Raw genomic sequence first — 19,963 nt, forward strand, 5'->3', positions numbered from 1 at the left:
CTTATCGAATTTAAAAAGGAAAAGTGGCCGCAAACTACGGCCACGGAAATATAGGTAATAACCTTACCGCAACGCCACAATTAGCGGTAGCGTTTTATCTGGCTATTTTGATCCTGTTCGGCAAGCCAGGCGAGCTTTTCAGCGATTTTGCCCTCAAGGCCTCTGTTTGTTGGCTGATAATAGCGCGTTTGCGCCATTTCCTGCGGGAAGTACTGCTCGCCAGCGGCGTAAGCGTTGGGTTCATCGTGCGCGTAGCGATACTCCTGACCGTAGCCCATCTCTTTCATCAGCTTAGTCGGCGCATTACGTAAATGAACCGGCACGTCGTAATCAGGGCGCTCGCGAGCATCGGCCAGCGCTGCCTTAAAGGCGGTATAGACCGCGTTGCTTTTCGGCGCGCAGGCCAGATAAACAATCGCCTGAGCGATGGCCCGCTCCCCCTCTGCCGGCCCAACGCGAGTAAAGCAATCCCACGCGGAAATCGCCACCTGCATGGCGCGCGGGTCGGCATTACCAACATCTTCCGACGCGATAGCCAGACAACGACGAGCAACGTACAGCGGGTCGCCGCCCGCGGTAATGATCCGCGCATACCAGTACAGCGCCGCATCCGGCGCGCTACCACGTACCGACTTATGCAGTGCGGAAATGAGATCGTAAAAACGGTCGCCTTTATTATCAAAACGCGCGCTGCGCTCACCCGCGATTTCAGTCAGCAGTTCCGCTTTCAGTACCCGCTTGCCCGAATCGTCGTTTTCGGCCATATCGGCCATCATTTCCAGCGTATTCAGCGCCCGGCGCGCATCGCCGTTCACCAGTTCGGCAATGGCCTTACGCGTCTCATCCGGCAGGACAATATCTTGCCCGCCGTAGCCACGCGCGTTATCGCCCATTGCCTGGTTGAGAACCTGCTCAATATCTTCTGTGGTCAGCGATTTCAGTAAATAAACGCGAGCACGGGAGAGTAACGCGGAGTTAAGCTCAAAGGAGGGGTTTTCGGTCGTGGCGCCAATAAAGGTGATAGTGCCATCTTCAATGTGCGGCAAGAACGCATCCTGCTGGCTTTTATTAAAGCGATGCACCTCATCGACAAACAGGATTGTCCGCCGGCCGGCGTTGCGGTTTTGCCGCGCGCGTTCAATAGCCTCGCGGATCTCCTTCACGCCGGAGGTCACCGCCGAGATGCGTTCAACATCGGCGTTGGCATAGCGGGCAATGACTTCCGCCAGGGTTGTTTTGCCGGTACCCGGCGGTCCCCAGAGGATCATCGAGTGCAGATGCCCGGCTTCAATCGCCCGCGGCAGCGGTTTACCCGGCGCCAGCAGGTGTTGCTGGCCAATGTACTGCGCTAAATTTTCTGGCCGCATACGAGCGGCCAGAGGTTGAAACGCATTGTCGGAAAAATCGAGCGAAAAGTTGCTCACATTCGCCTCTATTTACGTTGATCGTCCACCGTAACCCCTTGCGGCGGCGTAAAGGTGAACTTAGATGCGTCGACGGCGCCATTCTGCTGCGACTTCAGCTGGTAGCTGCTGCGCTGGTCGTCCTGCTCGACGGCGCTGAACTGATGGATAGTGCCGTCACGACCCACATTGATCGTGAACTGCTTCAGGTTGCCGCTGCCGCTTTTCGGCGTCAGCACAAAATCATCCCCGTTTTGCTTGATGTTGTACTGTTGCCAGTCAGCAGACTGGTTGCGAGCAATCAGCATAAACGGCGTATTGCTGGTGGCGTTTTTCAGCCAGGTCGCGGTTGCCTGCTCAACAAATGGGTTGTAAAACCACAACGTTTTACCATCGGAAACCAGGATGCTTTCATCCGGCTGGGTCATGTGCCAGTTGAACAGGTTCGGGCGTTTCACCCACAGATCGCCCTGCCCGTCCTGCACGGCATTACCACTTGCATCGGTGACTTTCTGGGTGAAGCTGGCGTGGAAGCTGCTGACTTTATCCAGGCGGCTTTTTAAATCGCCAGCGGCGTCTGCCCAAACCTGACTTACGACGAAGCCAGACAGTAATGCACAGGTGATTGCAAGTTTCTTCATTGTTGATCCTTATTGTGCGTCACTCCCGACGCGGGAGCCTGTTCTGTTCCTAATGTAGAGCCGTCAACCGCGACGGAACAGCAGAACAGGCTGATTTTGCGCTTATTTACCGAACTTTGCACTTACTCGAACGGCGGTGGCGCCAGGACTTCACGGTTACCATTATGGCCCTGTTCGCTGACAATACCCTGCGCTTCCATCTGTTCGATGATTCGCGCTGCGCGGTTGTAACCAATACGGAACTGGCGCTGTACCCCGGAAATCGATGCTTTACGTTTCTCGGTTACAAAGTTGACCGCCTGATCGAACAGCGGATCCAACTCTTCGCCGCCATCAAAGCCACCGCCGCCGCCTTCGCTTTCGGTATCGGAGGTGATGCCGTCAACATATTGCGGCCGACCGCGCGCTTTCCAGTCCTGAACCACCGCATGCACTTCCTGGTCACGAACAAATGCGCCGTGAACACGAACTGGCATCGTGGAGTTCGGCCCGGAATAGAGCATATCGCCCATACCCAGCAGCGACTCGGCGCCGCCCTGATCAAGAATGGTACGCGAGTCAATTTTGCTCGATACGGTAAAGGCGATGCGTGTCGGAATGTTGGCCTTGATAAGACCGGTAATCACGTCAACCGATGGACGCTGCGTCGCCAGCACCAGGTGAATACCCGCCGCACGCGCTTTCTGCGCCAGACGCGCAATCAGCTCTTCAACCTTCTTACCAACGGTCATCATCAGATCGGCGAATTCATCCACCAACACCACAATGTACGGCAGTTTTTCCAGCACCGGATGAACGGCGTCCATGCTGTCGCCCGGTTTCCAGTACGGATCCGGGATCGGACGTCCCATACGCGCGGCTTCCGCGATCTTCTCGTTGTAGCCCGCCAGGTTACGCACGCCCAGCGCTGACATCAGCTTGTAGCGACGTTCCATCTCGTTGACGCTCCAGCGCAGCGCATTAGCCGCGTCTTTCATGTCGGTGACCACTTCCGTCAGCAGGTGAGGAATACCTTCATACACCGACAGCTCAAGCATTTTCGGGTCGATCATGATGAAACGCACATCTTCCGGCTGTGCTTTGTAGAGCATGCTGAGGATCATGGCATTAACGCCGACGGATTTACCGGAACCGGTGGTACCAGCAACCAGCAGGTGCGGCATTTTCGCCAGATCGGCCACGACCGGATCGCCGGCGATATCTTTACCCAGCACCACGGTCAGCGGTGATGGGTTCTCGCGGAATTTCGGACAGTCGAGCACTTCGCGCAGGTACACGGTCTGGCGTTTTTTATTCGGCAATTCCAGACCAACGTACGGTTTGCCAGGAATAACTTCCACCACACGTACCGCGACGGTAGACAGTGAGCGAGCAAGATCGCGCGACAGGTTAGAGATACGCGCGGCCTTCACGCCCGGCGCCAGGTTCAGCTCAAAGCGAGTGATGACCGGACCTGGCGAGTAGTTCACCACATCCGCTTTAATCCGGAAATCGGCCAGACGCGCTTCAACCAGTCGCGCCATCTGCTCAAGCGCAAAAGTATCAACCGGCTCAATTTCGCTCGGCGGCGGCGTCAGCAGATCCAATGATGGCAGCGGCGTCGTCGGCCTTTGCAGCGGACGGCTATCGCCATTGCGCATCAGCAGCGGGTGAATCAGACTATCCTGCGGCTGCGGCGCTGGCGGTTGAGCAGCCTGCTGCGGCTGCTGATAACCCTGCGGGGCGAGTGGCTGCTGCATTGGCGGCTGTTGTTGCATTGGCTGCTGCGGCGGCTGTTGCACTGGCTGATAAGCCTGCTGATGCTGAGCTGGCTGCGGCGGCGCGGTTTGATAAGACGGCTGCGGCGGCACAGGTTGCTGATATTGCTGGGTTGGCTGCTGCGGCTGTACTTCCGGCGTCGGCGTAAACAGCGGCTCGCTCGGCCCTTCATTAACCAGCGTTTTCATCGGCGAGAATTCATAGTCCGCCGGTGAAAAAGGATTGGCTCCCGGCGGTTGTTCGCTGGCGTAGCGCTGCTGTTGAGTCGCGGCAAACTGGCGTGCCAGCTCCGCTTCGGCGGCGGCGTCTTCGTCCTGCTCATCGCTTTCGGATTCGTAGGTCTCACCGTAACGCTGCTGCTGGGTGGCGGCAAACTGGCGTGCCAGTTCATCCTGCTCCAGCGCATCGGCTTCTTCATCGCTCAGCGGCTCGTTATCATAGTGATGTTCAAGCTCGGCCTGACGCGCGCGTTCTTCAGCGATACGCTGCGACGGCAGCTTAATACCATAAGAGGCCAGCTCCCGGCGCGTCGGTACGCGAACGCGATTTGGACGCGGAAGTTGCGGACCAATACCTTCTTTGACCTGAACACGCGGAGCGCTGGACGCCGGGCTAAAGAGCGGCGCCGCGTCGGCGGCGGCAGAAGCCACCGTTGATGCCGAGGAGGCGACGGCTGCAGCGGCGCCAGCTGTCGTTGCCTGATGGACGCCAGCGGCAACCGCCGTTACGGCGGCAGCATCCACTGACGGCATGGATGGCGCTGTCGGCGGCGTTAATGGTTTGGTCGCCACCGGGCTTGCCGGCTCAGGGATTGGCTGATACCAGGATTCCAGCAGTTCACGCTCACGCGCACGCTTCTCTTCTACTTCCTCGAAGTAATACATCGGCGGACGCTTAGCTTCTTCCTGAGGCACTTCAGGCTCAACGGCAGGCGCCGGATCCTGATGATATGTCGGCTGCTGCGGCGCGTACTCAGGCTGATACGCCTGTTGCTGCGGATGTCCCGCTTCCGGCTGATACATCGGCGGCTGCTGCGGCGCGTACTCAGGCTGGTATGCCTGCTGCTGCGGATGTCCCGCTTCCGGCTGATACATCGGCGGCTGCTGCGGCGCGTACTCAGGCTGGTATGCCTGCTGCTGCGGGTGTCCTGCTTCCGGCTGATACATCGGCGGCTGCTGTGGCGCGTACTCAGGCTGGTATGCCTGCTGCTGCGGATGTCCTGCTTCCGGCTGATACATCGGCGGCTGCTGTGGCGCGTACTCAGGCTGGTATGCCTGCTGCTGCGGATGTCCTGCTTCCGGCTGATACATCGGCGGCTGCTGCGGCGCGTACTCAGGCTGATACGCCTGTTGCTGCGGATGCCCCGCTTCCGGCTGATACATCGGCGGCTGCTGTGGCGCGTACTCAGGCTGGTATGCCTGCCCTACTCCCGGCTCCGCCCAAGCCTGCGGCGCTGTGGCCGCAACGCTAACCGGGGCGGCCACGGTATGGCCGTTCAGCAGCGGATCGTAAGGGTCTACATCGCCCGGGCGCACAGCGCTAGCGCCGGAGAACAGTACATCATCGGTAGTAACAGGCGCGCCGTTAGCACTGTAGTGCACCTCTTCCTCGTCATCCATTCGTTTGCCGGAGAACAACGCGGCATCCGTTTTACGCCCCATCGGGTTGGCGAATTTTTCAGCCAGCCGCTTACGGCGCGCCAGCGCGCTACGTAAGATGCGGGCGCGACGTGATTCCTGCGGATGCTCGGCCTCGTCATACTCGTCTTCATCATCTTCGTACTCACCTTCGTCAACCCAGGTGTCGTCCCGACGGGTACGATTGCTGGCGAAGGTCAGAATAGAGAGAATGCCGCCGCCCAGTTTTTCCGCAATGCTAACCCATGACCAACCGGTAAACAGCGTTAAACCGGCCGCCCAGATACAAAGCAGCGCAATGGTGCCGCCACTGCTGTGCAGCAACGGTTGCAGGGTTGTACTTAACAGGCTGCCGATCACCCCGCCGGAGGCGAAGTACCAGATATCATCGGCATTGATCGCCGCCAGCCCGCAGGAGGTGAGGATGAGCGCCAGCGCGCCGATCAGACGCAGCGAGACGGCGAAATAATCGACATACTCGTCATTTTCCTGATGACGCCATGCGAACCAACAACCGCCAACGATGATGACAGGAATGGTGTACGCCATTACGCCAAAGATGAAAAATAACGTGTCCGCCAGCCATGCTCCGGGCATGCCGCCCAGATTATGGATAGGTTCATGCCAGGCGGTCTGCGACCAACTGGGATCGGATGGATTAAAGCTCAGTAATGCCGCCATCAGCCAGATGGCAAAAAGAGAGCAAAGGATGAGCAACGCCTCAAGAACCCGGCGCCCGCTGCTTAGCTTCGTAAGTTTGACTTCTTTGTCTTCGGTGTATTCCTGGCTCAAGAAAGGCTCTCCAGGTATCAGGCAATTTCCTGCCTGCTGCTAAAACGGACAACAGCGCCGGGTCTCCCCGGCACTGTTGCTGTATGGATTAACAGGAGTGTAATCAAACTACGTCGATTTTGCACCTGTTCCGTGTTAGCGCGTCTTGATTACCAGACGATTACTCTGCTTGACTTCTTCCATTACCACGTAGGTACGGGTGTCGTTTACGCCCGGCAGGCGCAGCAGGGTTTCGCCCAGCAATTTACGATACGCTGACATGTCCGGTACGCGGGTTTTCAACAGATAGTCGAAATCACCAGATACCAGATGACACTCTTGAATTTCTTCAAGTTTTTGCACTGCGGCGTTAAATTGCTCAAACACATCCGGCGCACCACGATTCAGAGTAATCTCAACAAATACCAGAAGTGATGCGTCCAGATAATGCGGGTTGAGCAGCGCCGTATAGCCCTGAATAAAACCCTGTCTTTCCAGTCGACGCACGCGCTCAAGGCAAGGCGTCGGAGAAAGTCCCACCCGTTTAGAAAGCTCGACGTTGGAAATACGCCCGTCTTTCTGCAATTCGTTCAGAATGTTACGATCGATGCGGTCGAGATCTTTGCCAGGGCGTTTCTTGCTATCTACCATTATTATTGTCTCTCTGTATTCCTTCCCTACTCCTGTTCTGACTCTGTGCCTTCACTGCCAGAGCCCATCCCGTTATTACCCGTACGACGTTGAGTAAACCCAGGGGTACGTGAGAAGCCCGTTGCCTGACGGCAGTCACCGACATCACGTATGGCGTCTGTCCACACCATGCGTAGATTTCGTTGACCCGGATAAAAATGGCATTTGCGTGCATGAAAATTCGCCGCACGCGAAACACTGCTTTTCTTCTTCCATGAATGTTTTCGCAAAAGCACAGGGGATTGTCAAAGCAAAACATCGATTTTTAGTACAAGATGCCAGATATTCATCATCAACCCCCGTCGAATCTCATGTTTTCATCTTATAATCAGGCCGCTTACAGTAGAATTAATTATATTTTTCGCTCGTTAAATCGCCAATCCATCGGCGGGTTCTATTGCACATATCGTTAACAAAATCGCTGCGCTCTTTTTTTACGACAACAAATTCCCTACAATCCAGACCAATGTATGCCAATAAAATATGGGGATCTCATGGGCACAGCCAAACACAGTAAACTGCTTATTCTTGGTTCTGGACCTGCGGGATATACCGCGGCGGTCTATGCTGCGCGCGCAAACCTGCAGCCGGTACTGATTACCGGCATGGAAAAAGGCGGTCAGCTGACCACCACGACTGAAGTGGAAAACTGGCCGGGCGACCCGAACGATCTGACCGGTCCGCTTCTGATGGAACGCATGCACGAGCATGCCGCCAAGTTTGAAACTGAGATTATTTTCGATCATATCAGCAGCGTCGATCTGCAAAACCGTCCATTCCGCCTTGTCGGCGACAGCGGCGAATACACCTGTGATGCGCTGATCATCGCCACCGGCGCTTCCGCGCGTTATCTGGGTCTGCCTTCAGAAGAAGCATTTAAAGGCCGCGGCGTCTCCGCCTGCGCCACCTGTGACGGTTTCTTCTATCGCAACCAGAAAGTCGCGGTCATCGGCGGCGGCAACACCGCAGTTGAAGAAGCGCTGTATCTGTCGAACATCGCTTCCGAAGTACATCTGATCCACCGTCGCGATTCGTTCCGCGCAGAAAAGATCCTAATTAAGCGTCTGATGGACAAAGTGGAAAGCGGCAACATCGTGTTGCACACCGATCGCACTCTGGAAGAGGTCACCGGCGACCAGATGGGCGTCAGCGGCCTGCGTCTGCGCGACACCCAAAACAGCGATAACGTCGAATCACTGGATGTCGCCGGCCTGTTCGTCGCCATCGGCCACAGCCCGAACACCGCGATTTTCGCCGATCAACTGGCGCTGGAAAACGGTTATATCAAAGTGCAATCCGGCATCCACGGCAACGCCACTCAGACCAGCATCCCTGGCGTCTTCGCTGCTGGCGACGTGATGGACCATATCTACCGTCAGGCGATTACTTCCGCCGGCACCGGCTGTATGGCGGCGCTGGACGCAGAACGTTATCTCGATGGTTTAGCTGACGCGAGCAAATAATCTTTACAAGTCAGTAACAAAGGTAAAGAAGGCGACGAAAAGTCGCCTTTATTTTTGCCTCGTTGTAACATTGCCGTGCCCAAAAATCTCATAACGACACCTGCAAAGCGCGCAATGAATAAAACCCGTCAACAAGAGTTAACCCGCTGGTTAAAAGAAAAAAGCATTATCTCCCGTCGCTGGTTGATGATTTCTCGCCTGTTAGGCGTCGCGAGCGGTCTGCTGATCGTCGCTCAGGCGTGGTTCCTGGCGCGGATCCTGCACCGCATGATTATGGAGAATATTCCGGCTACGGCGCTGCTGCTGCCGTTTACTCTGCTGGCGCTGGTGTTGATCCTGCGCGCCTGGGTGGTGTGGCTGCGCGAACGCGTCGGCTTTCATGCCGGGCAGCATATCCGTTATGAAATTCGCCGCCAGGTACTGGACCGCCTCCAGCAGGCAGGCCCCACCTGGATTCAGGGGAAGCCCGCCGGGAGTTGGGCAACGCTTATCCTCGAACAAATCGATGATATGCATGATTACTACGCGCGCTATCTACCACAGATGACGCTGGCGGCCTGCGTGCCGCTGTTGATTGTTATCACTATTTTCCCCAGCAACTGGGCAGCGGCGCTGATTTTGCTTGGGACTGCCCCGCTCATTCCGCTGTTTATGGCGCTGGTGGGCATGGGCGCCGCCGACGCTAACCGACGAAACTTCCTCGCCCTTGGGCGTCTTAGCGGCCACTTCCTCGACCGCCTGCGCGGCATGGAAACACTGCGCTTGTTCAATCGCGGCGAGGCGGAAATCAACAACATCCGCGACGCATCGCAAGATTTCCGCCAGCGGACGATGGAAGTTCTGCGCCTGGCCTTTCTTTCCTCAGGCGTGCTTGAGTTCTTCACTTCACTCTCCATCGCACTGGTCGCGGTCTATTTCGGTTTCTCCTATCTTGGCGAGCTGAACTTCGGCCACTACGGCGTCGGCGTTACCCTGATGTCGGGTTTCCTGACCCTGATTCTGGCGCCGGAGTTCTTTCAGCCGCTACGTGATTTAGGTACGTTTTATCACGCCAAGGCTCAGGCCATCGGCGCGGCGGATAGTCTGAAGACCTTTATGGAAACTCCGCTGGCGCAGGCCGAACGTGGTGAGAAAACGTTAAGCGACAACGAGCTCATTAGCCTTGAAGCCCGCGAGCTCATCGTTAAATCGCCTGATGGCAAAACGCTGGCGGGGCCGCTCAACTTTACCCTGCGCGCTGGCGAGCGCGTGGTGCTGGTAGGTCAGAGCGGTTCCGGTAAAAGCTCGCTGCTGAATACGCTGACCGGTTTTCTTCCCTATGAAGGTTCGCTGCTGGTTAACGGCGTGGAGCTGCGCGATCTTGATGCTGAACGCTGGCGTTGCCTGATTAGCTGGGTGGGCCAGAATCCGCAACTGCCTGCCGCCACCCTGCGTGAAAACGTCTTGCTGGCGTGGCCGGAAGCCACGGAGGCTCAGCTGCAGCTGGCCCTGGATAAGGCCTGGGTAAGCGAATTTATCACCCAACTGCCGCAAGGTATTAACACCCCTGTCGGCGATCAGGCTGGTCGGCTATCGGTCGGCCAGGCCCAGCGCATTGCCGTAGCCCGCGCGCTACTGCTGCCCTGTCGCCTGCTCCTGCTTGATGAACCCGCGGCCAGCCTCGATGCCCATAGCGAGCAACGCGTCATGCAGGCGTTGTCTGACGCCTCGACCCAACAGACCACGCTGATGGTCACCCACCAACTGGAGGGAATTGCGGAGTGGGATGCTGTCTGGGTGATGCAGAATGGTCAGATTGTCGAACAAGGTAACTATGCGCAACTCGCTGCCGCTGGCGGCGCTTTTGCGACGCTGCTTGCCCATCGCCAGGAGGAGATTTAAATGCGCGCACTGTTACCCTATCTGGCGCTGTACAAACGCCACAAATGGCTGCTGACTCTCGGCGTCGTGTTGGCGATCGTCACCCTGCTAGCGAGTATCGGCTTGCTGACGCTCTCCGGCTGGTTCCTCTCCGCCTCGGCGGTGGTCGGCGTCGCCGGTATCTACAGCTTTAACTACATGCTGCCGGCCGCGGGCGTGCGCGGCGCGGCAATTATTCGCACCGCGGGTCGCTACTTCGAACGTCTGGTCAGCCATGATGCGACCTTCCGCGTTTTACAGCACCTGCGCGTCTCCACCTTTAGCAAACTACTGCCCCTCTCCCCAGCCGGTCTGGCGCGCTTTCGTCAGGGCGAGTTGCTCAACCGCGTCGTCGCCGATGTCGACACGCTGGATCACCTCTATCTGCGCGTGATCTCGCCGCTAATCGGCGCGCTGGTCGTCATTCTGGTGGTGACCGCCGGGTTAAGCATACTTGACGTCACCCTGGCGCTCACGCTCGGCGGCATCATGCTGGCAACGCTGCTGCTGTTGCCGCCGCTGTTCTACCGTGCCGGTAAACCCACCGGGGAAAATATCACCCAACTGCGCGGACAGTATCGCCAGCAGCTGACCTCCTGGCTGCAGGGACAAGCCGAGTTGATGTTGTTTAACGCCAGTGACCGTTACCGCGCGCAAATGGAAAAAACCGAGCAGCGTTGGCAGGAGGCTCAGCGTCGCCAGGCCGAGCTGACCGCCCTGTCACAGGCGCTAATGCTGCTGATTGGCGGAGTCGCAGTGATCGCGATGTTGTGGCTGGCCTCCGATGGCGTCGGCGGCAACAGTCAACCAGGCGCGCTGATCGCACTGTTTGTATTCTGTGCTTTAGCGGCATTCGAAGCGCTGGCGCCGGTGACCGGCGCATTCCAGCACCTCGGGCAAGTGATCGCCTCCGCGCGTCGCATTACGCAAATCACCGAGCAGCAGCCGGAAGTCACCTTCACCCAGCAAACGCCGCAAACCTTCACCCAGGTTGCGCTGACGCTGGATCAGGTCACCTTCACCTACCCTCAGCAGCCGGCAGCGGCGCTGCAAAATATCTCCTTGCAAGTGACGGCTGGGGATCATATTGCGATTCTTGGCCGTACCGGCTGCGGTAAGTCGACCCTGTTACAGTTACTGACCCGCGCCTGGGACCCGGCCAACGGCCAAATTCAGCTGAATGGCCAGCCGATCGGTGAACTGTCTGAAACCACGCTGCGTCAGGCAATGAGCGTTGTGCCGCAGCGGGTGCACCTGTTCAGCGCGACTCTGCGCGATAACCTGCTGCTCGCCGCGCCGCAGGCCAGTGATGCCCAGCTTACCGATACGCTGGAACGCGTCGGTCTGGACAAACTGCTGGAAGATGGCGGTCTGAACAGCTGGCTTGGCGAAGGCGGTCGTCAACTCTCCGGCGGCGAGCTGCGCCGCCTGGCTATCGCCCGCGCGCTGCTGCACGACGCGCCGCTGATGCTGCTTGATGAGCCCACGGAAGGACTGGATGCGACAACCGAAAGCCAGATCCTTGATTTACTTGCTGAAGTGATGCAGGAAAAGACCGTATTGATGGTCACCCACCGCCTGCGCGGACTGGCGCGTTTTAATCAGATAATTGTCATGGACAACGGACAGATTATTGAGCAAGGTAGTCACGCAGAGCTGCTGGCGAAACAGGGGCGTTATTACCAGTTTAAGCAACGTCTGTAAGCTACTATTGAACAATTGCCTGGTGCGTATTGAGGTTAAAAATGCGTCTGGTTCAGCTTTCTCGCCACTCTATCGCCTTCCCTTCCCCGGAAGGCGCCCTGCGTGAACCGAACGGCCTGCTGGCGCTGGGAGGCGATCTCAGCCCTGCCCGCCTGCTGATGGCCTATCAGCGCGGTATTTTTCCCTGGTTTTCCCCAGGCGATCCGATCTTATGGTGGTCGCCCGACCCACGCGCCGTGCTGTGGCCGGAACAATTTCACTTTAGCCGCAGTATGAAACGCTTCCATCAACGCTCACCGTATCGGGTAACGCTCAATCATGCCTTCGGTCAGGTTATCGAAGGCTGCGCCAGCCATCGTGATGAAGGCACCTGGATCACCTCCGGCATCATGCAGGCTTATCACCAACTGCATGAGCTGGGGCATGCCCACTCGGTTGAAGTATGGGATGGCGAGACGCTGGTCGGTGGGATGTACGGCGTGGCGCAGGGCGCGCTGTTTTGCGGCGAGTCGATGTTCAGCCGAGCGGAAAATGCTTCCAAAACCGCGCTGATGATCTTCTGCCAGGCGTTTGCTCAGGATGGCGGCCGGTTAATTGACTGCCAGGTGCTGAACGCGCATACGGCCTCTTTAGGCGCGATTGAAATCCCCCGCCGCGATTACCTCGATTATCTGTCGGTATTACGCACCTACCGCTTACCAGAGCGATTTTGGGTGCCTCGGGTGCTATTTACCGGTAACGGGTAAATGTTTTCAGCACATTTCTTAGCGCGGTGGTATAATTGCGCGGTAGAGTAGCTTCTGCCTGTTGCCCCGCCGCCGTTTGGGAATAATAAGAGTCAGATAACGCCCATCGTTCTGTCACTGCCCTTTACGTTTGCGCCTGTCATACGGTTAAACCGTGTGTATTCCGGGCAATGCGCCAAAACTACTTCGGCGATTTATACCCGTCATACGTTAAGCTGCAGGCGCTAGCGGCGTTCAATTATTTACCGCCTGTCTGCAACGCGAGTTATTTAGGGTATACGTAAAACTTTACATACTTGATGAACTTCGGCATTATCTTGCCGGTTCAAAACTACGGTAGTGATACCCCAGAGGACTAGATGGCCAAAGAAGACAATATTGAAATGCAGGGCACCGTACTTGAAACGTTGCCTAACACTATGTTCCGCGTAGAACTGGAAAACGGTCACGTGGTAACTGCGCATATTTCCGGTAAAATGCGTAAAAACTACATCCGCATTCTGACGGGCGACAAAGTGACTGTTGAGCTGACCCCGTACGACCTGAGCAAAGGCCGCATTGTCTTCCGTAGTCGCTAATTGTTTCCGCCGTTAAGGCGTCAGATGCTGAAGACCGGGCTAATGCCCGGTCTTTTCATTTCTATCACTCTGACGTTAAAACGATGCTGCGTGGATTGCGATAAATAAGGGCAGTATTGCTTTTCGCCTGATAAAAAAAGACCGGGCTGTCACCAACCCGGTCTTTATCACTGAACAATTCAGAAGATATTAATGCGCCGCTTCCGGCTTGTGTTTCTGCGCGCTATGGAAGCCGTAAGTCAGCACGTTGTTGGCTTTATCCAACTCCACGGTAACCTGACCGCCGTCCACCAGCGAGCCAAACAGCAACTCATTTGCCAACGGTTTCTTCAGATTATCCTGAATCACGCGCGCCATCGGACGTGCGCCCATTGCCCGGTCATAGCCCTTCTCAGCCAGCCAATCACGCGCTTCCTGACTCACTTCCAGCGACACGCCTTTCTGATCCAGCTGAACCTGCAGCTCGACGATAAACTTATCAACCACCTGGTGGATCACCGCGGTAGACAGGTGATCGAACCAGATAATGTTGTCGAGACGGTTGCGGAACTCCGGCGTAAAGATCTTCTTGATCTCATCCATCGCGTCCGGACTGTTGTCCTGCTGGATAAGGCCAATCGATTTACGTTCAGTTTCCCGCACCCCGGCGTTGGTGGTCATCACCAGCACCACGTTACGGAAGTCCGCTTTACGACCGTTGTTATCGGTCAACGTACCGTTATCCATCACCTGCAGCAGCAGGTTGAAGACATCCGGGTGCGCTTTTTCGATCTCATCAAGCAACAGTACCGCGTGCGGATGTTTAATCACCGCATCGGTCAGCAGCCCGCCTTGATCGAAACCAACATATCCCGGAGGGGCGCCAATCAGACGGCTGACGGTATGACGTTCCATATACTCGGACATATCAAAACGCAGCAGCTCAATCCCCAGCGCCTTCGCCAGCTGTACGGTCACTTCGGTTTTGCCTACCCCGGTCGGCCCGGCGAACAGGAAGGAACCAACAGGTTTATGGTCGTGACCAAGCCCGGCACGCGCCATCTTGATGGCTTCAGTCAGTGCTTCAATCGCTTTATCCTGACCAAAGACCAGCATTTTCAGACGGTCGCCGAGGTTTTTCAGCGTATCGCGATCGCTCTGAGAAACGCTCTTCTCAGGGATACGCGCGATGCGTGCCACCACGGATTCAATATCCGCCACATTGACCGTTTTCTTACGCTTGCTGGCTGGCATCAACCGCGCCCGCGCGCCCGCTTCGTCAATCACGTCGATTGCCTTATCCGGCAGATGACGATCGTTGATATATTTCACCGCCAGTTCGACCGCCGCACGCACCGCCTTAGCGGTATAACGCACATCGTGGTGCGCTTCGTACTTCGGCTTCAGGCCGTTGATAATCTGTACCGTCTCTTCCACGGAAGGTTCGGTGACGTCGATTTTCTGGAAACGGCGCGCCAGAGCACGATCTTTCTCGAAGATGTTGCTGAACTCCTGGTAGGTCGTGGAGCCGATGACCCGGATCTTGCCGCCGGAAAGCAGCGGTTTGATCAGGTTTGCGGCATCGACCTGGCCGCCGGAGGCCGCGCCTGCGCCGATGATCGTATGGATCTCGTCGATAAACAGAATACTGTTGGTATCCTGCTCAAGCTGTTTCAGCAGCGCTTTAAACCGTTTTTCGAAATCACCGCGATATTTGGTCCCCGCCAGCAGCGAGCCAATATCCAGCGAGTAAATGGTGCAGTCAGCCATCACTTCCGGCACATCGCCCTGCACGATACGCCAGGCAAGCCCTTCGGCAATCGCGGTTTTACCAACGCCGGACTCCCCCACCAGCAGCGGGTTGTTCTTACGGCGGCGGCACAGTACCTGAATCGCACGCTCCAGCTCTTTATCACGGCCGATCAGCGGATCGATACCGCCCACGCGCGCAAGCTGGTTAAGATTGGTGGTGAAGTTTTCCATACGATCCTCCCCGCCTGCTTGCTCCTCGTTACCCGGCTGGCTTGCGTTGTTCTCGGAAGGCTGGCTGGGCTCGTCTTTGCGCGTGCCGTGAGAGATGAAATTCACCACATCAAGGCGGCTGACTTCATGTTTACGCAACAGATAGGCGGCCTGCGACTCCTGCTCGCTGAAAATTGCGACCAGGACGTTAGCGCCGGTAACTTCGCTGCGACCGGAGGATTGGACGTGGAAAACCGCACGCTGCAGCACGCGCTGGAAGCTTAGCGTCGGCTGGGTGTCTCGCTCTTCTTCCGTAGCCGGAAGGACGGGAGTGGTCTGTTCGATGAAGGCTTCAAGTTCCTGACGTAAAGCGACCAGGTCCACGGAACAGGCTTCCAGCGCTTCGCGCGCCGAGGGGTTGCTGAGCAGAGCCAGCAACAAGTGCTCGACGGTCATAAACTCATGACGGTGCTCACGCGCTCTGGCGAAAGCCATGTTTAAACTGAGTTCCAGTTCTTGATTGAGCATAGGCACCTCCCCCAATTTTCATGCCTGTAATCAGGCTTTCTCTAGCGTACACAGCAATGGATGCTCGTTCTCCTTCGCGTACTGGTTCACCATAGCGACTTTGGTTTCCGCGACTTCGGCGGTGAAAACACCGCAAATCGCTTTACCTTGATAGTGAACCGTCAGCATCAGTTGCGTTGCACGTTCTACATCATAAGAAAAGAATTTTTGTAACACGTCAATAACAAACTCCATTGGAGTGTAGTCATCATTGACTAATATCACTTTATACATAGATGGTGGTTTAAGCGCATCACGAACTTCATCTTCTACCAGTTGATCGAAGTCCAGCCAATCTCTCTTACTCATCGTCAATGTTCATCATCGGTTGCTGTTGCCAACAGGCGGCGGCCTGTCGATGACCAGAGGTTATGTACGTTGCCAATCTACAATAGATCATAGATAACTATCATCTATTGCTTCCATCCGCGACGCCTGTCACATTCCCCAGCAATAGCGTTAACTGCTTCAAATTTTGACGCATTTTTCACCGTTCCACCTCGTCAATTGCTTGACGCATTTCCGTATTTCTCTAAATTGTACTGGCGAGAGTTGGCGAGCAATTGAACAACTCGTGACTCCCCTACCGGTTCATTCCATCTTACTTATAAAGATTTACGAAGGATGTCGAAGTATGGAAATGGGTACTGTTAAGTGGTTCAACAATGCCAAAGGGTTCGGTTTCATTTGCCCTGAGGGCGGCGGCGAAGACATTTTCGCCCATTACTCCACCATCCAGATGGATGGTTACAGAACGCTAAAAGCCGGGCAAGCCGTTCGGTTTGATGTTCACCTGGGGCCAAAAGGCAATCACGCCAGCGTGATTGTTCCTGTGGAAGCAGAAGCGGCTGCATAACTCTTTTGCTTCATTGTGTACATCCTGCTAATAAAATGCCAGTCCTTCTGACTGGCATTTTTATACCCGCCATACTTCAAGTTGCCTGCGCGTTGGCAATAACTCGAATTATTTAGGGCATATACCCCTACTCGCGGGCCAGCGCATCCACCGGATCTAATCGCGCGGCGTTACGCGCCGGCAGCCAGCCGAACAGCACCCCGGTTAGCGTCGAACACAAAAACGCGGTAAGCAGCGCCAACGGTGAAAAGCCAATCTCCCAGCCGGGCAAAAATAACTGCAAAATAAACGCAATCATCAGCGACAAGCTCACGCCAAGCGCGCCGCCCACCAGGCAAACCAACACCGCCTCGATAAGAAACTGCTGCAGTACGTCGCTGGCTCGCGCGCCAACCGCCATGCGGATGCCGATTTCGCGGGTCCGTTCAGTCACCGACACCAGCATGATATTCATCACCCCAATCCCGCCGACCACCAGGGCGATCACCGCCACCAGCGTCAGGAACAGCTGTAAGGTATGTGTGGTCTTTTCCGCTGTTTTCAAGATGCTGTCCATATTCCAGGTAAAAACATCTTTTTTGCCATGGCGCAGTTCCAGTAAGCGCACCAGTTGCTGCTCGGCGGTGGCGCTGTCATAACCTTCCTGCACGCGGACGGTGATTGAATTGAGCCAGGATTGCCCCATGACTCGCCCGGCCATGGTGGAATAAGGCAGCCAAACGCGAAGGATTTTACTGCTGCCAAACATCGACTGCTTTTCATCGGCCACGCCGATGATGGTCGCCGGCATATTCCCAACCAGGATCACCTCGCCGACCACTTTCGCCTTGTGCGGGAACAGCTGACGACGGGTATTGCTGTCCAATACCACCACCTGCGCCCGACTATTGAGCTGCAGTTCATTGAAGGTACTCCCCTCGCTGAACGTCATGCCGTAGACGTTGAAGTACTGTGCGCCAACGCCTTCGGCACTGGCTGCCACGTCGATATTATTGGCGCGTAGGCGCAGGCTTTTTGAGACCGCTGGCGTCGCTGAGCGTACCCAGGGCTGTTTTTGAATCGCCAGCAAATCGTCATATTTCAACGCTTGCTGGTAACGCGGATCGTCGTCGCCGAAATCCTTACCCGGGTAGACATCGATGGTATTGGTGCCGATGGCGCGGATATCGGCCAGCACTAACTGTTTCGCCGCATCGCCAACCACCACGATAGAGACGACCGAGGCAATGCCGATAATAATGCCGAGCATGGTCAGCAAAGTGCGCATCTTGTTCGCCGCCATTGCCCGCCAGGCCATGACCAGCGCCTCGCGAAAACCGCTGCTGAATTGCCGCCAGACGGAAGGCTCCGCACTGGCTTCCGGGCGCAAAACCCCGCCGTTCGTCGGCGAAGGTGAAGGCGGGTTACGCACGATTTCGCCGTCGCGAAGTTCAATAATCCTTTCCGCCTGCGCCGCCACCTGTGGGTCATGGGTGACAATAATCACCGTATGCCCCTGTGCCTTGAGCTGATGCAGAATCGCCATCACCTCTTCGCCGGAGTGGCTATCCAGCGCCCCGGTCGGCTCATCGGCGAGGATCACCTCGCCGCCGTTCATCAGGGCGCGGGCGATACTCACACGCTGCTGCTGGCCGCCGGAAAGCTGAGAAGGGAAGTATTCCGCCCGTTCCTCCAGCCCCAGCCGGGAGAGTAAATCACGTGCTCGCGCCAGGCGTAGCCGACGCTCTTTACCGGCGTAGATAGCCGGAACCTCGACGTTTTGCGCCGCGGTCAGATGCGACAACAGGTGATAGCGCTGGAAGATAAAGCCAAAGTGCTCACGGCGCAGCCTGGCCAATGCGTCGCCGCTCAGCTGCGCCACATTAGTCCCGGCAACCTGATAAGTGCCGCTGGTCGGCTTATCAAGGCAGCCCAGGAGATTCATCAGCGTCGATTTGCCGGAACCGGAAGCCCCAACGATCGCCACCATCTCCCCGGCGGCGATGCTGAGGGTGATCCCCTTCAGCACTTCAACGTCACCGTCGCCGGAGGGATAACTGCGGCGAATATCACGCAGTTCGAGCAGCGCCGTCATTTTGCGGCTCCGGGCGCGCTTTCGCTTAGAATAACCTCGTCCCCCTCTTCCAGCCCTTTCGCCACCGCCACATCGGTATCGTTGCGCGCGCCAATTACTATTTCCCGTTCTTTCACCGCACCGGTACGCAGTAACCGCACGTGGTAGCGATTGTCGCCAATCGCATCGCCCAGCGCGCTAAGCGGAATGGTAATGACGTTCTTCACTTCCGCCAGTTGGATATGTACCTGCGCGGTCATCTCCAGGCGTAGGATCCCCTGCGGGTTAGGCACCTCAAAACGCGCATAATAAAATATGGCGTCGTTGACCTTTTCCGGCGTCGGCAAAATATCCTTCAGCGTACCTTCATAACGCGTCAGCGGATCGCCGAGCACCGTAAACCACGCCTTTTGTCCTGGCTTAAGGTGGATCACATCCGCTTCCGAGACCTGCGCTTTTACCAGCATGGTGCTGAGATCCGCCAGCGTCAGGATGTTCGGCGCCTGCTGAGCGGCAATGACCGTCTGCCCCTGCAGGGTAGTGATTTGCGTGACTTCGCCGGACATCGGCGCCAGGATGCGCGTATAGTCGAGGTTGGTCTTCGCCGTGTCGAGGGTCGCCTGATTGCGTTTGATTTGCGCCTCGATGGTGCCAATTTGCGCTTCTTTCACCGCCACATCGGTGGCGGCGGTATCCAGATCCTGGCGCGATACCAGTTGACGCTGCGCCAGCTGCTGCTGACGCGCCAATGTCACCTGCGACAGTTTACGTTCGGCCTGCGCCTGTTTCAGCTGCGCCCGCAGCTCCATTAACGTCGCTTCCACTTCTTTAATCTGGTTTTCCGCCTGTTCCGGGTCGATAACCCCCAACAGCTGATCTTTCTGCACCTTATCGCCAATATTGACGCGCAGCGTTTTTAACTGGCCGCTGACCTGCGCGCCAACGTCAACTTTACGCAGCGCATCCAGTTTCCCCGTGGCCAGCACGCTTTGCTGCAGGTCGCTTTTGCGTACCACCAGCGTCTGATACTGCGGCAGCGGCGCATTAAGCGCGCGCCATCCCCAGATCGCCGCGATCGCCACCAGCAGCGCCAATAGCCACCAGACTTTCCTGCGTTTTCCATTAAATGTCATACAAAATTCCTGATGTTTTCCCCGCAGCTCGGACGATGATTCTAACGGAACAGGCGGCGAACAGAACCCAGAATTTTAGCAATGCTTCATGTTTGTTGAAGAAGAATGGCAAGGAGACCATAC

Annotated in this window: 14 protein-coding genes; 6 read left to right on the top strand and 8 right to left on the bottom strand. The window is 56.5% G+C overall.

Translation table 11 applies throughout. The features are described from left to right. Window positions 1–80: 80 nt before the first annotated feature. From rarA to lrp, 4 genes are all read right to left on the bottom strand, one after another. Complete coding sequence (gene rarA / locus PYR66_15520) at window positions 81–1,424, bottom strand: replication-associated recombination protein RarA (GenBank protein ID WEF26718.1); 1,344 nt, start codon at window positions 1,422–1,424, stop codon at window positions 81–83. 8 nt (window positions 1,425–1,432) lie between these two features. Continuing rightward, a complete protein-coding gene (lolA, locus tag PYR66_15525) occupies window positions 1,433–2,044 on the bottom strand; it encodes an outer membrane lipoprotein chaperone LolA (GenBank protein WEF26719.1) in 612 nt (203 codons plus the stop codon). A 122-nt stretch (window positions 2,045–2,166) separates the two neighbouring features. Next, on the bottom strand, window positions 2,167–6,231 hold the full coding sequence (gene ftsK, locus PYR66_15530) for a DNA translocase FtsK (protein WEF26720.1): 4,065 nt from the start codon (window positions 6,229–6,231) through the stop codon (window positions 2,167–2,169). A gap of 135 nt (window positions 6,232–6,366) precedes the next feature. After that, window positions 6,367–6,861, bottom strand: coding sequence for a leucine-responsive transcriptional regulator Lrp (gene lrp / locus PYR66_15535; protein ID WEF26721.1), 495 nt, complete (start codon window positions 6,859–6,861; stop codon window positions 6,367–6,369). Window positions 6,862–7,394: 533 nt separating this feature from the next. On the opposite strand from lrp, the gene trxB reads away from it, so the two are divergent. The 5 genes from trxB (at window position 7,395) to infA (ending at window position 13,290) form a co-directional block, all read left to right on the top strand. Then, a complete protein-coding gene (gene trxB / locus PYR66_15540; protein WEF26722.1) occupies window positions 7,395–8,363 on the top strand; it encodes a thioredoxin-disulfide reductase in 969 nt (322 codons plus the stop codon). A 114-nt stretch (window positions 8,364–8,477) separates the two neighbouring features. Further along, entirely contained in the window at window positions 8,478–10,244 is a 1,767-nt protein-coding gene (gene cydD / locus PYR66_15545; protein WEF26723.1) for a cysteine/glutathione ABC transporter permease/ATP-binding protein CydD, read from the top strand. Beyond that, on the top strand, window positions 10,245–11,966 hold the full coding sequence (gene cydC, locus PYR66_15550; GenBank protein ID WEF26724.1) for a cysteine/glutathione ABC transporter ATP-binding protein/permease CydC: 1,722 nt from the start codon (window positions 10,245–10,247) through the stop codon (window positions 11,964–11,966). Window positions 11,967–12,007: 41 nt separating this feature from the next. Continuing rightward, window positions 12,008–12,712, top strand: a complete 705-nt coding sequence (aat, locus tag PYR66_15555; GenBank protein WEF26725.1) for a leucyl/phenylalanyl-tRNA--protein transferase — start codon at window positions 12,008–12,010, stop codon at window positions 12,710–12,712. A gap of 359 nt (window positions 12,713–13,071) precedes the next feature. Then, on the top strand, window positions 13,072–13,290 hold the full coding sequence (gene infA, locus PYR66_15560) for a translation initiation factor IF-1 (GenBank protein ID WEF26726.1): 219 nt from the start codon (window positions 13,072–13,074) through the stop codon (window positions 13,288–13,290). 189 nt (window positions 13,291–13,479) lie between these two features. Here infA and clpA read toward each other — a convergent pair whose 3' ends face one another. After that, window positions 13,480–15,759, bottom strand: a complete 2,280-nt coding sequence (gene clpA / locus PYR66_15565) for an ATP-dependent Clp protease ATP-binding subunit ClpA (GenBank protein WEF26727.1) — start codon at window positions 15,757–15,759, stop codon at window positions 13,480–13,482. Window positions 15,760–15,789: 30 nt separating this feature from the next. Continuing rightward, window positions 15,790–16,107, bottom strand: a complete 318-nt coding sequence (gene clpS / locus PYR66_15570) for an ATP-dependent Clp protease adapter ClpS (GenBank protein WEF26728.1) — start codon at window positions 16,105–16,107, stop codon at window positions 15,790–15,792. 325 nt (window positions 16,108–16,432) lie between these two features. Between clpS and cspD the strand changes: the two genes are divergently transcribed. Continuing rightward, complete coding sequence (gene cspD, locus PYR66_15575) at window positions 16,433–16,654, top strand: cold shock-like protein CspD (protein ID WEF26729.1); 222 nt, start codon at window positions 16,433–16,435, stop codon at window positions 16,652–16,654. A 127-nt stretch (window positions 16,655–16,781) separates the two neighbouring features. Here cspD and macB read toward each other — a convergent pair whose 3' ends face one another. Together macB and macA are read right to left on the bottom strand one after the other, a co-directional pair. Then, window positions 16,782–18,728 (bottom strand): macrolide ABC transporter ATP-binding protein/permease MacB, encoded by a 1,947-nt coding sequence (macB, locus tag PYR66_15580; protein WEF26730.1) that lies wholly within the window; start codon window positions 18,726–18,728, stop codon window positions 16,782–16,784. Further along, window positions 18,725–19,840, bottom strand: coding sequence for a macrolide transporter subunit MacA (macA, locus tag PYR66_15585; protein WEF26731.1), 1,116 nt, complete (start codon window positions 19,838–19,840; stop codon window positions 18,725–18,727). The genes macB and macA overlap by 4 nt, the downstream gene beginning before the upstream one ends. Between the last annotated feature and the right edge of the window lie 123 nt (window positions 19,841–19,963).

This window comes from Klebsiella aerogenes (assembly GCA_029027985.1).
GTDB classification, from domain to species: Bacteria; Pseudomonadota; Gammaproteobacteria; order Enterobacterales; family Enterobacteriaceae; genus Klebsiella; species Klebsiella aerogenes_A.